Annotated in this window: 10 protein-coding genes; all 10 read left to right on the top strand. The window is 49.1% G+C overall.

Annotated elements, in window-relative coordinates; translation table 11 throughout:
• The first annotated feature begins 106 nt into the window (after nt 1-106).
• The 10 genes from HNQ56_RS05870 to HNQ56_RS05825 all read left to right on the top strand — a co-directional run bounded on the left by HNQ56_RS05870 (nt 107) and on the right by HNQ56_RS05825 (nt 14,264).
• Nucleotides 107-3,016, top strand: a complete 2,910-nt coding sequence (locus HNQ56_RS05870; RefSeq protein ID WP_429143729.1) for an extracellular solute-binding protein — start codon at nt 107-109, stop codon at nt 3,014-3,016.
• 27 nt (nt 3,017-3,043) lie between these two features.
• The gene (locus HNQ56_RS05865; RefSeq protein WP_429143727.1) at nt 3,044-3,946 is read left to right on the top strand and encodes a carbohydrate ABC transporter permease; all 903 of its coding nucleotides are present in this window, start codon (nt 3,044-3,046) and stop codon (nt 3,944-3,946) included.
• 20 nt (nt 3,947-3,966) lie between these two features.
• Nucleotides 3,967-4,857, top strand: a complete 891-nt coding sequence (locus HNQ56_RS05860; protein WP_429143725.1) for a carbohydrate ABC transporter permease — start codon at nt 3,967-3,969, stop codon at nt 4,855-4,857.
• Nucleotides 4,858-4,866: 9 nt separating this feature from the next.
• Complete coding sequence (locus HNQ56_RS05855) at nt 4,867-6,345, top strand: hypothetical protein (RefSeq protein ID WP_429143723.1); 1,479 nt, start codon at nt 4,867-4,869, stop codon at nt 6,343-6,345.
• On the top strand, nt 6,335-6,973 hold the full coding sequence (locus tag HNQ56_RS05850; protein ID WP_429143721.1) for a Yip1 family protein: 639 nt from the start codon (nt 6,335-6,337) through the stop codon (nt 6,971-6,973). Before HNQ56_RS05855 ends, HNQ56_RS05850 begins: the two co-directional genes overlap by 11 nt.
• Before the next feature lie 81 nt (nt 6,974-7,054).
• Nucleotides 7,055-9,697: a DUF5696 domain-containing protein gene (locus HNQ56_RS05845; RefSeq protein ID WP_429143719.1), complete on the top strand. Its 2,643-nt coding sequence runs from the start codon at nt 7,055-7,057 to the stop codon at nt 9,695-9,697.
• A gap of 12 nt (nt 9,698-9,709) precedes the next feature.
• Nucleotides 9,710-10,615 carry a carbohydrate ABC transporter permease gene (locus HNQ56_RS05840; protein WP_429143718.1) on the top strand — a complete coding sequence of 302 codons (906 nt, stop codon included), beginning with the start codon at nt 9,710-9,712 and terminating at the stop codon, nt 10,613-10,615.
• Nucleotides 10,605-11,606 (top strand): carbohydrate ABC transporter permease, encoded by a 1,002-nt coding sequence (locus HNQ56_RS05835; protein WP_429143716.1) that lies wholly within the window; start codon nt 10,605-10,607, stop codon nt 11,604-11,606. The genes HNQ56_RS05840 and HNQ56_RS05835 overlap by 11 nt, the downstream gene beginning before the upstream one ends.
• A gap of 16 nt (nt 11,607-11,622) precedes the next feature.
• Nucleotides 11,623-13,203 carry a glycoside hydrolase gene (locus tag HNQ56_RS05830; RefSeq protein ID WP_429143714.1) on the top strand — a complete coding sequence of 527 codons (1,581 nt, stop codon included), beginning with the start codon at nt 11,623-11,625 and terminating at the stop codon, nt 13,201-13,203.
• Nucleotides 13,200-14,264 (top strand): LacI family DNA-binding transcriptional regulator, encoded by a 1,065-nt coding sequence (locus HNQ56_RS05825; protein ID WP_429143713.1) that lies wholly within the window; start codon nt 13,200-13,202, stop codon nt 14,262-14,264. The genes HNQ56_RS05830 and HNQ56_RS05825 overlap by 4 nt, the downstream gene beginning before the upstream one ends.
• Nucleotides 14,265-14,281 lie beyond the last annotated feature (17 nt).

Below are 14,281 nucleotides of genomic sequence, written 5' to 3'. Positions count from 1 at the left end.
CAAAATGCACATTCTGTGCATGGGTAGATGCTGCCTGAAGGCAACCGCGCGGCAGCGCAAGAGTCCGCAAGCGGACTCTTTATTTTAAAGGGAAGGCATGGAGATTATGATGAAATCGAAAAAGTCCTTGATAATACTTGCGGCGGTTTGTGTAGTACTCGCTGCGGGAGCGGTAATTTATAGGAATAAGGACCTTTCTAAGGGAATAGATGCAATTCCGGCTTCAAACACCGCTGCTTATGATTCCTCCTATCAGGAATACCTGAATAAAAATGGCTTTACAGGAGTACTTGCCAGGGAGAGCCTGGAGGTAGACATTAGCAAATTCACCATCACGGATCAGATGTCGGCTGAGGAGACGGAGGACGGTCTGGTTACGGGAGATGCAGGCTCCATTACCTGGTCCTTTGATGTGAAGGAAGCAGGCTTCTATCATCTGCAGCTGGGTTATATCCCGGTACCGGGAACCACCTCCGATATTCAGAGGCGCCTGCTGATCAACGGTGAGGCAGGCCATGACGGCCTGGAGCAGATTGTGCTGAAACGGTTCTGGGAGGATGGAGCAATCTCCAGCAAGAACGGGAATGAAATCAGACCCGATACCCGGGAGGTCTATAAGGAAGCAAGGGTCTATGTGGAGGATTATGGAAGGCGGGCAGGGGAACCCTATGTGTTTTATCTGGAGGCGGGTAGGAATACCATTACCCTGGAGGCTGTAAAGGAACCTGTCTGCTATACCCTGATCCGCTTTGGCCAGGCGGAGAAAGCGCCTGATTATAAAGCGGTAATTGATGACTTAAAGAATAAGTATCCGGTTTATGGCGGAGATAACATCATCTGTCAGGCGGAACGTGCGGAGGGCCAGACGGTTTCCATTGAGAAGAATTCCTCCTCCATCAACATTCAGAGAAACTATTCAGACTCCTTGCTATACCCATATCATCCGTACAAAATGATATACAACACCATCGGTGCGGACAATTGGAAGCAGCCGGGCAATGCCATCTCCTGGACAATCAGTGTCCCTGAGGAGGGCCTGTATGAATTGACTTTTAAAGGGAGACAGAGTCTTAAGAGAGGGGTTACCTCTGTCCGGAGACTGTATATAAATGGAATAATTCCTTATTCTGAGATGAATGCCGTCAACTTTGATTACAGCAGCACAATGGTAAATTACACTCTGGCAGCGGAGGACGGTATACCCTATCTCTTCTATCTGAAGGAAGGGGCTAACACCATTAGCCTGGAATGTGTCATGGGAGACTTTGGAGGCATCGTAAATGATGTGGAAGAAAGCATGTCCGCCCTGAGCCGGCTCTACTTAAGGGTGACGGAGATCACCGGGCAGACGCCGGACAAATTCATCGATTACCAGATCGGAACCAAGATCCCGGAATTCCGGGAAACCATAGCAGCGGAGGAAGTACGTCTTAAGAATATCATTGACAGGCTGGTAGCCATAACCGGTGAAAAGGGAGAGAATACCAGCCTTCTGGAAAAGATGGCGGTAGAAGCAGGGGGACTGGCGAAGGATCCCGAAGCAGTGGTAGAGGAAGTGGCGCAGCTGAAGGAAAATATCTCGGCTCTTGCCACCTGGCTGGTCAATATCTCGGAGATGCCCCTGGAGCTGGATAGCCTGATGGTATCGGCCCCGGAGGCGGAGCTTCCCAGAGCAAGAAACAATGCCTTGGAAAGCCTGTATCACGGAACGATACGGTTTCTCTCCACCTTCTTTGCTAAAATCAGCCAGGTCAGCGACGGTTCCCAGGAAGGGGATGCCGGCAGCATCAAGGTGTGGATGGTAAATGCGGGGAATGCGGCCAATGTCCAATCCATCGGCAGGGAACAGGCCCAAATCATCCAGAACATGATTGATGAACGGTTTACACCGGAGACAGGCATCTCCGTGGATCTACAATTAATTCCCGTCGATGTGGTTTTAAGGGCCGCTTTGGCGGGGAACAGCCCGGATGCTGTAATCGGTCTGGCTCAGGTAACCCTGCAGGATTTTGCAATACGCGGGGCAGTGGTGGATCTGTCCGCCCTTGAGGGCTTTGAAGAGGCGGCGGATAAATATTATCCCAGTGTAATCGATGCTGCTTCCTATCAGGGAGGGGTATACGGTGTGCCGGAGCAGGCAGACTTTATGATGCTGTTTACCAGGGATGATATTCTTTCCCGTATCGGAGCCGGGGTGCCGGGAACCTGGGATGAGGTGAAGGGCGTCCTTCCTGCCCTCAAGAGAAGCAATTTTGAATTCTTCCTTCCCGATGCCCAGGGAGCGCCGAATTTCTATCCTTCCCTGGTGTACCAGTTCGGAGGGGATTTATACAAGGGAAGCGGAAGGGATTACGGAATTGCCTGTGACCTTGGCACGGATGCGGCCATGAAAGCCTTCAAGACCTATACGGATTTCTTCACCAACTATGGCTTTAATCCCAAGGTGGATTTTCCCACCCGTTTCCGCACCGGTGAGATGCCCATAGGCGTTACAAAATATACGGCCTATTGCCAGCTTGAGGTCTTTGCGCCGGAAATCAAGGGCTTATGGTCCTTTCATACCATTCCCGGCTATGAAAACGGGGCTAATGAGGCGAATCATTCTTATGTGGTTGAGACGGTGAACAGTGCTATTCTAAACACCTCAGAGAAGCAGGGGATGGCCTGGAAATTTGTGAAATGGTGGAACAGCACGGAGATCCAGCTCCAGTATGCCAACACAGTGGAGGCTGTGATGGGTACCTCGGCCCGCTATGCCGCTGCTGACCCGGAGGTTATAAAGCAGCTGCCCTGGAGCAATTCGGAGCTGAAAGAGATACTTGCACAGTTTGAGAACACGGTGGGAATACCGGCAGTTCCCGGCAATTATATGCTGACAAGAATGGTATTATACTCCTTCAATAATGTGGTGGCGGAAGGGGCCAATCCAAGAGAAACCCTGTATTTGAACCTGAAGACCATTGATAAGGAGCTTACCAACAAGCGCCGGGAATTCCATCTGTCCGTGGCGGAATAATTCAGTAAAGAATGGAGGTTTTATTCCTTGAAAACAAAGAAAGAATCCCTGGCACTGATATGGAAGCGCCATAAGTACAAGTATCTGCTGATTGCCCCGTTTGCGGCGGTATTCATGGTATTCACCCTGATTCCGGTTATCGTATCCATGGTGCTGAGCTTCACTTCCTTTAACATGGTGGAAGCGCCCAGTTTTAACGGATTAATCAATTATATTAACCTGATTGTCCGGGATGACATATTCCTGATCGCTATCAAAAATACAATGCTTTTTGCTTTGATTACAGGGCCTGTCAGCTACATTATGTGTTTTCTCATTGCATGGATGATTAATGAGCTGCCGCCGGTGCCCAGGTCCATTATAACCCTGGTGTTCTATGCACCTTCCATCTCAGGCAATGCCTATATGATATGGAGATTGATTTTCTCCTCGGATACCTATGGCTGGGCCAACGCCTGGCTGTTGAAGCTGGGAATTATCCAGGGGCGTGTCCTGTGGTTTGAAACGGCCAAATATGTCATGCCCATCCTGATTATCGTGCAGCTCTGGCTCAGTCTTGGAGTAAGCTTCCTGGCTTTCATCGCAGGTCTCCAGAATGTGGACCGCTCCTGGTATGAGGCGGCAGCGGTGGAGGGGATTAAGAACCGCTGGCAGGAATTATGGTACATCACCCTGCCCTCCATGAAGCCCCAGCTGATGTTCGGTGCGGTGATGCAGATTACCAGCTCCCTGTCCGTATCCCAGATCTCCATTGATCTGGCGGGCTTCCCGTCCGTCAGCTATTCGGGACATACGATTTTGACCCATCTGCACGATTACGGCAATGTCCGGTATGAGCTTGGCTATGCCTGCACCATTGCGGTGGTATTGTTTTTCATTATGCTCCTGTGCAATATCGTAGTCCAGAAGCTGCTTCGCAAATTAGGCTAGAGAAAGGCAGGAAAAGGGAAATGAGAAAATTATACAGATTTCTTGTATCGAAGCTGAGAGCAAGAAAATTACGAAGACGAAACAGAAGCCTCGGAGGGGATGCGGGCATTACGCTGGTGCTTGCCTTCTTTGGCCTGTTCAGCCTCTTTCCGCTGGTATTTACAGTAGTGAACGCGTTTAAGCCCCTGAGCGAAATATTCATAATCCCTCCGAAGATGAGCGTGGAGAACCCCACCTTAAACAATTTCTTCGATCTGGCGACCATTGTGGAGAGCTTCAACGTGCCCCTGTCCAGATACATATTTAACACAGGCATGATTACGCTCCTGGGAACCTTTGGCACGGTGCTCCTGGGGTCCATGGCGGCTTTCCCCCTGGCGAAGTATGAATTTCCGGGCTCCAGGCTGATGAGCAATATCATCGTATATGCCCTGATGTTTAATGCCTCGGTAACGGCAATTCCCAATTATCTGATTATGAGCCGGCTTGGAATGATTGACACCTATTGGGCGGTAATTCTTCCGGCGGTAGGCTCAACCCTGGGACTATATCTGATGAAGAACTTCATGGTGCAGATTCCGGATGAGATGCTGGAGGCCGCCAAGATAGACGGAGCGGGAGAATATAAGACTTACTGGAGAGTGGTGATGCCCCTGTGTAAGCCGGCCTGGATGACCCTGATTATTCTCTCCTTCCAGCAGATGTGGGGAACCACGGGAGGAGTGTTCATCTATACGGAGGAATTAAAGCCGGTAACTTATGTGCTCCAGCAGCTGGTAAGCGGCGGTATTTCCAGAACCGGCGTGTCCTCCGCTATTTCCTTAATCATGCTGGCAGTTCCTATTACGGTATTTGTCCTGTCCCAGAGCAATGTGATTGAGACCATGGCAACTTCCGGTGTGAAGGGTTAGGAGGCGCAGATGAAAAAGAGATATTTTGCAGCAGTATTGCTATGTATTCTTCTTATATTCCTGCCGGAGGACGTGTATGCCGCGGACGGCAAGAGCTACGATCTGGAAGGCTATACCTATAATTTTTGGGGAGATGCCGTAGACAGCCCGGCAGCCTTTCTGCCGGACAAAGTAATTGACGAAGGGGATATGGGTGGTGTAAAGGTTCAGGGAATGAACGATGTCTGCACCAGTGAGGATGGGCGGATCTTTCTGGTGGATACCCTGGAAAGCAGAGTGAATATTTTAGACCGTACCGGAGAATTCCTGAAATCCCTGAAGGTGATCCGGAACGAAGAGAATAAGATCGTAATCGATGAGACCGGCGCCCAGTTTGTATTAAAGGCGCCCGAAGGCGTGTTCTATCAGGAGAGCGCCCGGGAGCTGTACATTGCCGATACCGGTGCGGAGAGAATCCTCGTTTTAGACGGTGAGGATTATTACTTAAAGCGAACCATTAAGAAGCCCTCCAATATGGCGGGGGTGTCGGAATTCAAGCCCTCCAAGTTGACGGTGGACAGTGCGGGACGTATCTATGCCGTAGTCCAGTCCAGCTATGAGGGCATCCTGGAAATTAACCCGGACGGAAGCTTCTCCCGGTATTTTGGGGTGAATTCCCCCTCGGTCAATCTCCTGGATTATTTCTGGAAATCCATATCCTCGGACCGGCAGAAGGAGCAGATGAAGAAAACCTTTGCCCCGGCTTTTAACAATGTGGCGGTGGATACCGAGGACTTTGTCTATGCGGTAACCTATGACGCTTCCGCGCAATTCATGGTATTCCGCTTAAATTCCGGCGGGAAAAATGTACTGAGGGAGGAGGGCAGCACCCCTGTAATAGGAGATATCCACGGGATGAGCATGACCGATCAGAGCCAGTTTGTAGATATCGCAGTGACGGATTACGGAACCTATGCCGTGATTGATAAATATCGGGGAAGAATTTTTATCTACGATTTTGACGGACAGCTGCTGAATGCCTTTGGCTCTCTGGGCAAGACAAAAGGCTCCTTTGCCAATCCTTCCGGCATTGCCTGGCTGGGAGACAATCTGGTGGTGACGGATGCCAGCTTAAAATGTGCCTATATTCTTCAGCCCACGGACTTTGGAAAGGCGGCTCTGCTTGCCAGCGAGCACTATTATTACGGCAGGTGGGATGAGGCGCTGGTTCAGTTCGAGAATATCTTGAAGTTAAATGCCAACTATGAGACCGCCTATGTGGGAATCGGCAAGAACTACCTGATGAAGGATGAGTATAAAAAAGCTATGCATTATTTTGAATTGGGCAACAACAGGACATTTTATTCCAAGGCCTATAATGGCTACCGGGGAGAGGTGCTGCAGGAACATTTTGGGATCATCGCGGTGATTTTTCTGGCATTGATTTCCCTCATCCTGTTTTCGGAGATAAGATATCATAAAAAGGGGGGCGGCCGGCGTGAAAAATGAAAAAAGGAAAGAAAAGCTGTATTATCTGCGGTATGCACTGTTCCATCCCTTTGACGGTTTCTATGAGATTAAGTACAGGGAGAAGGGGAGTCTGAAGCTGGCTACGGCAATCCTTGTATTATATGGAATCATGCAGTGCATATCCTATCAGTATACAGGCTTTGTTATGAATCTGAATCCGGTTTATCAAATGAACAGCATATCCATCTTTATCTCCTCCCTGTCCATTTTTCTGCTTTTTACCGTCAGCAATTGGACCATTACCACCCTTTTTAACGGAAAGGGAAGCATGAAGGATATTTACACCGTGATCTGCTATTCCCTTCTGCCCATGCTGATCATGGGCGGGGTAACGGTATTTGTCAGCAATTTTGTCATAGAGGAAGAGGTGATTATTCTGCGGTCCGTGCAGGGAATTGGGGCAGTCTGGTTCGTATTCGTTCTTCTTGCCGGACTCTGTATTATACATGAGTACTCCTTTGCAGGAAATATCAAGACCCTGCTGGCAACGGCCGTGGCTGCTTTTATCATCGTATTTCTGGGAATTCTGTTCTTTTCCCTGCTGGAGCGTATGTATTACTTTATCCTGAGTGTGGTGCAGGAGGGAATGAGGAGAATGAACGGATGAATGCGTTGGGAAATCAATTGCCGCCCGGCGGCAGAAAGGAGGATGCATTATGAATGCTTCGGATAGGGAGGCGGTGCAGGTATGAAGGAAGGATTGAGACATAGAATTGACAGGATAAGGGAGAGAATCCGCAAAATATATGACAGGCATTTTGTCATCAAGCTGATTGCAACCATAGGGGTGTTCTGCCTGTTGGCAGGTCTTCTGTATTCAATCCCCATTCTTTTGGTAAGGGCCAATTCCATTCCTTTGCCGGAAGAGGTATTGCTGGCTCCGGCCGGGGAGGAGATAGCCCATGATGCAGGAGAGGTCCTGGTGGCGGAAAGCTCCGGCAAACGGCTGTACATCAACAGCTCCACCATGAGCCTGAAGGTGGAGGATAAGAATACGGGAAAGGCCTTGTATTCTGCTGTAAAGGGTGCGTCACAGGCATCCGAGCTGGCGCTCCTGACCCTTTCCTATCTGGGAGAGGATAATAATCTTTACGAATGGGATTCCTATACCTACTGCACAGAGCTGGGAAGCTATGTGCTGAACCGGATAGAGAATGGAGTGAGGCTCACTCTGGATATGAATGAGGGGGATTCGGGACGCTTTAATGAATACTATCCCCAGAAAATGTCCGTCGAGCGGTTTGAGCAGTTCTTCCTGGAGGGAATTGCCCGTCTGGTTGACACGGAAGTGATTGATAAGGCGGCAGGGGATAAATATAAGATGACCCTGGAGCTCCTTTATAAAAGAAGTATTGCACAAGAGTGCTATGCCGTATCCTATACCGGCACTCCTCCCAGAAGTGCGGTAAAGCTTTTGATTACTCTGGCAGGCTTGTTGGGCTATACCAGGGATATGCTGATCGAGGACAGTGAGGCCATGGGGCTTACGGTAACCTTCGCGGAGCCGGCAAAATTTAAGATAGTAGCGGAGGCTGTATTGGACGGGGAGGACTTCATAGTAAGAGTGCCCGTGCAGGAGATGAAAAGCTTTAATGACTACTATATGATTCAGAATATTAAGGTGCTCCCTAACTTTGGAACCGCACCGGCCAAGGATTACGAAGACGGTTACATATTGGTTCCCGACGGGGCCGGAGCGCTGTTTCGCTTTAATACCTTTACCTCTGCCGTGCCGGATTATATCAGACCGGTATATGACAATGATCTGTTGAAGGACTATTATTTTGCTCCCGAATACGCGGAGGAGCTGATGATGCCCCTATTTGGAATGATCTACAAAGAAGCGGGGGATTCGGACAACGGCTTTCTGGCGATTATTGAGAAGGGGGCGGAGACCTCTTACATTAATGTAAAGCTGGCGTCCACGGATAAGGAGAGCCCTTCCGCCTACAACAAGGCCTATGCCTCCTATGATGTGACCCAGTACAGCAGCGTGAAGGTATATGGGCCATACAGTGACAATCCGGCCACCTATCTGGCGGATTCGGGAATGCAGCAGGTGGATTATACCATCCGCTACAAGTTCTTTCCCGGCAAGGTGACTTATTTTGATATGGCGAAAGCATACAGGGAATATCTGATGAAGGAATGGGATAGGACAGAGGCTTCCTATCCGAGTCAGCCGAAGCTGTACCTGGATTTTCTGGGGACGGTGTCTCTGACGGAGAGATTTCTTGGGATACCCTATACCTCCCGCTATTCCATGACGACTTACGGGGAGATGAAGGAAATCATAGACTATCTTGGGGATAAGAACCTGGTTCTGAAGTATACCGGCTTTTTTAACGGGGGCTTTGAAAATAAGCTGAACAACAGGGCGGATACCGTAGCTGCCAACGGCAGCGCAAAGGAGCTGCAGTCCTTAAGGGAACTGGTTGTAAAGAAGGGGGATGAGCTGTTTTTTGATGCCGCCCTGGAAAAGGTATATGATAAAGGCCATGGCTTTTCGGCCAGGAGGCATGCCATCTATGATTATTCCAATCTCCCGGCATCTTTCTACCGTTATCTTCCCTCTCTTGGGGTTTTGAGGGGCATTACCGGCGCGGAGGCAAATTTTTATTATCTGCTTTCGCCCAGATATCTGGACGGAGTGGTGGACCGTTTCCTGAAGGAAGCCAAAGATTACCCGAAGCTTGCCATTTCCGGCCTGGCAGGCATGAATCCGGCGGATTACCGGTTTAACCAAAATATCTCCATCTATCAGGCGGCGGAAATTGCAGACCGGAATCTGCAAAAGCTTGCCGAAAGTCATGAGCTGTCCCTGAGTAATCCCATGATGAAGAATCTGGTATACGGCTCCTATGCGGAGGATATTTCCAGGGAAAGCAGCGGTTATGCAACAATGGATACCACCATTCCCTTCCGGCAGCTTGTTATGAACGGAATCATACAGGCCACCACGGAGAATGTAAATATGTCCTCCCGCAGTTATTCCTATTATGTTCTGCAGGCGGTGGAGCTGGGGGTGATCCCTAAGTTTACCCTGACCGCCAAGAGCAGTGATGTTCTGCAGCAAACGGCGTATTCCTATTATTATGCCACGGAATTTCAGAAGCAGAAGGACATCATCAGCCGGGTATACGCGGAGTGCAAGGAGGCCTGGGATCAAATCGGCACCATGGAGATAACAAATCACAGTATTCTTGCGGAAAATGTGTTTTTAAGCGAGTATGCTTCGGGGATATCGGTTATCACAAATTATAACCTGCATCCTGTAACAGTGGAGGGCAGTGAGCTGTCTGCTCTTTCGTATCGAATTTCAGGAAATTAGGAGGAATGCGGGATGAGAAAAAATATTACCATAAAATACAAGACCAAAAGAAAAATTAACGGCTTCCTGTATGTGCTGCCGTTTCTCCTGGGCTTCTTCCTGTGCTTTGCCATTCCCTTGTTCAATACGGTATATTATTCCTTTCACAAGGTCAGTGTCAATGATACGGGAGGAATGAAATTCAGTTTCGACGGGATCCAGAATTACATTGATTTGTTCCGGAGTGAGGTCACAACCGCCGCCCAGCCCATGGCAAGACTTTTTGCCGATCAGAACCTGGAGATTCTGACCAATGTCCCGTTGATTGTAATATTCAGCCTCTTTATGGCGCTGCTGGCTAATTTAAAGTTTAAGGGCAGGGGAATTGTGCGGGTTATCTATTTCCTTCCTATTATCTTTGGTCTGGAGGTGGTAATGGATATGCTTGCCATCACTACCGGAGGGGAGTGGGCGCAGGAAAGCACGGGGCTGTTCAGTGAGAGCTATATCAGCATTATGCTGATGCGGTACACGGATATTCCCTTAAGCATTCTGCTTCCGGTGATCGGCTATGTGGATAAGATCTTTGATGTACTGTCCCAGTCCGGGGTTCAGACGCTGATCTACCTGGCCGGACTGCAGTCTGTCAGCCCAAGCCTTTATGAGGTGGCGAAGATCGAAGGCGCGACGGCCTACGAGACCTTCTGGAAGGTCACCATACCTTCCATTATGCATATAACCCTGTTTGTAACCATATATACCATAGTGGACCGGTTCCTGGCCTCGCCCATATCCGAGGAGGCCTACAGCTTCGCCTTTGAGAAGAGCAAAATCGGCACGGGCTCGGCCCTGTCGGTAGTGTATATCTTCAATGTTCTTCTGGTATTGGGAATCGCTATGCTGGTATTGAGAAAGGCGGTAAAAAGATATGAGAAATAAGGTGAATAAAAGCTCCCCGGGATTAGAAGTATATCTGTTTCAAAAGAAGATGAAAAAAGCGGTGCAGTCCGTGTTTTTGTTCTGCATCATCACGGGCCTGTGCTTTACCATTCTGTATCCGGTGCTCCAGCTGATCCCCACGATATTTTCCAATATGGAAGATCTGGGCAATCCCAATGTGATCTGGCTTCCCCTGAAGTTCTCCGTCACCAGCTTTAAGGCCGCCGTACGCTTTAGTATGCCGGAGGGCTTTCTGACCATGGCAAAGTCCATCTTGTATGTAGGCTTTATTATGGTGATCCAGATCTTCTTCTCCGCCATGGCAGGCTATTCCCTGGCCAGGGTCAAGTTCTTCGGACACCGTTTTGTGTTCTTTTTAGTAATACTGGTGTTTTTAATACCCAGGCAATCCCTTCTGCTGGCCCAGTATATTTATTACACCCATTTTAATGCCTTCGGGCTGTTAAAGCTTCTTATCCCGGCGGGAGAGGTGAATCTCATCAACCAGCCCATTACCCTGGTGATGATTGCCGTCCTGGGCTTCGGTGTCCAGCAGAGCCTTTTTATCTTCATCTTCAGCCAGTTCTTCAAGAATATACCCCAGGAGCTGGAGGAAGCGGCGCTGATTGACGGCTGCGGCTTTCACAGAACTTATTTTAAGATCATGGTGCCCAATGCGCTTCCGGCTATTTCGACAGTAGCGATCCTTTCCTTTGTATGGAATTACGGAGATACTTATTATACCAGCTATTTTCATAAGGACGGCCCTTATTTAAGCTCGATTCTTGCCAGAACCTTTTCTGCACCTAACAAACAGTTCATTCTCAATGCGGTAAAGGTATGGTTCAAGGTGCCGCTGGCAACGGATTTTGCCTTTGATGCCATTAAACAGGCGGCGGTGCTGATATTCCTGGCGCCCTTGCTGCTGGTTTATTTTGGCGCGCAGAAGTGGCTGGTGGAGAATCTGGAGAATTCCGGTTTGGTAGGATAGAATACAGGAGGCAGAGATGAGAAATGGATGGCGTATGGCGGCAGCAGGTTTTTTATTTTTGATTGCCGGGTTCTTTATTGGATGTGGAAGAGGGGAGCTTTCAGATGCTTCGGATGACGAGGGAAAATCGGAGTTATCAGATAATACAGTGTCGCAGCAGGAAGACGGTGCAGCAGGAGGTGAGGAGGATATGATTTATTTCACAGTGGATTTGGAGAAGAAGCATCAGATCATAGAGAGCTTTGGCACCAGCGGCTGCTGGTGGTCCCAGTATGTGGGAGGATGGGAGAATGAGTATAAGGACACCGGAAGAGAGGTCCGGGAAGAGATTGCATACCTTCTCTTTGACCGGGAATACGGCATCGGGCTTACCAGCTACCGCTATAATGTGGGCGCAGGCTCCGCGGACAGCGGAAAGGGTACTTACTGGGATCCTCACCGGAGAGCGGAAAGCTTTGAGACAGCGCCCTTTACCTATAACTGGAATAAGGATAAGAATTCGGTCTGGTTCATGAAAAAAGCAGTGGAGCTGGGGGCGGAGGAAGTGATTCTGTTCTGCAACAGCCCCTTGGAGAGACTTACCATCAACGGAACGGCTCAGGTTACCAAAGGCAGTAAGGAGAATATTCGTCCGGAAAATTACGGGGATTTTGCCAGATATGTATTGGATGTGGCAGAGCATTTTACGGAAGAAGGCATTCCGGTAAAATATGTGTCCCCCATCAACGAACCGCAGTGGGATTGGTATGAGGGGCAGGAGGGCTGTCATTATGAGCCGGGCAAGATTGCAAAGGTATACCGGGCATTCCTGGAGGAGCTTAAGAAACGCCCGGGGCTTTCAGAGGCGGCTTTATCGGGACCGGAAAGCGGGGAGTGGAAGGGGCAGGCCACCGCCTATACCAGTGCTCTGCTCAATGACACCGTTTTAAGCAGCCATTTTGACACCATAGATAACCATTCCTACTGGACGGATACGGCGTCTAAGATCGCTTTCAAAAGGTGGATGGATGCCAATTATCCGGGCGTTAAGCTAAGAATGAGCGAGTGGTGTGAGATGGTCAACGGCTCTGACGTTACCATGGATTCTGCCTTTGTCCTTGCCAAGGTACTGCAGGAGGATCTGACGGTATTGGATGTGGTAGCCTGGCAGAACTGGGTGGGTGTGGCGCCCGGAGGCTATCGCGACGGACTGATCTATGTCAATGAACAGAAGAAGACCCTCAACCCTTTAAAGAGGCTGTGGGGATATGGAAATTATACTAAATTTATACGTCCCGGATACCAAAGGGTGGAAATGGAAGGCAGCGGTAAGGGAGCAGGAAGTCTTGATGCCGAAGAATTAAGGCCTGTGGCCTTTATCGGAACCGGAGCAGAGGGGCAGGAGGAGCTGGTGATGGTTCTGATCAATCAATCGGAGAAAAACGCCAAAATTCTGCTTGATATTCCCCAGGCGGTGAAATATACTGGTATATGTGTATATGAAACCTCAGAAAACAATGATCTGGCCAAGGTTTTGGATGGAGCCTATCATAGTTCGGAGGGCATTACTGCTGCAAAGCAGTCCATTACCACAATTATTTTATCAAAGGGCCGGTGATTCTCATTTTAGAAGACAGTAACAAGCCGAAGAATATAACAATTTACGATATAGCCAGGGAGGCAGGGGTCTCTTCCGCAACGGTATCCAGGGCAATATCAGGAAAAGGTTATGTCTCGGAAATAAACAAGGAAAAAATCAAGGAGCTGGTGCAAAAATATAATTTTATCCCGAATACCTTTGCTCAGAATTTGCAGTCGGGATTTACCAAATCCATCGGATATATTGTTCCCCACATCGGCAATATGTATTTTGCCAATGTATATTATGAGTTTGAGAAATGGGCATCCAGGCATGGCTATGTGACCATTTTGTTAAACTCTAAGGGAGATTATGAACTGGAGTCAAAGCTGTTGGGCGCTGTGAAGGAAAAGCGTGTGGACGGCATTGTGATGATGGGCGGAAGGATGGATGAAATCAACCTCTCGGATCATTATATCAGGGAGGTTGAGGAAATCACCAAAAGTATTCCCTTTGTCTCCTGCGGCGCCCAGGCGGGGAGGTTTGGCTGCCGGGGTATTTATACGGATGATGAAAAAGGTATGGAGGAGCTGCTTCACTTCCTGAAGAATTGCGGATATAAAAGGATTTGCCTTGTGGGAGGAGGGGATCAGTACTATCCCTCCTGGCTGAAGAAGAAGAGTGCCTATGAGACAGGAGAAAAACTTGGCTTGGAGGTTTCCGTAAGGTGGCTGACGGGTAATGATGTGTTCAGTTACAGCGCCGGATATGACAGCATGAAGATACTCCTAGGAGAGGGCAGACTGCCGGAGGTGATATGCGGAATCAATGACTATGTTGCTCTGGGGGTAATTAACTGCGCCCTTGGGGCAGGACTGCGTGTGCCGGATGATATTGCGGTTACAGGCTTTGATGACGTGAGTATCACCACCATGACACCGGTTCATATTACCACAGTCAGCCCAAGGTATGAATATTACGGCAAGAAGGTATTTAACAGCCTGCATAAGCTGATTCAGAACAAGGATACCGGCAGCAGCAAGACTACCTTGATCCGGCCGGAGCTGGTAATAAGAAACAGCACCAGGCTGTGGAATTAGGCAGCTTTACTCTTGAA

The organism is Anaerotaenia torta, assembly GCF_050433395.1.
In the GTDB taxonomy this organism is placed as follows: Bacteria; Bacillota; Clostridia; order Lachnospirales; family Lachnospiraceae; genus Mobilitalea; species Mobilitalea torta.
Note: the sequence above shows the minus strand (reverse complement) of the source record. Positions and strands in the feature narration are given on the sequence as shown.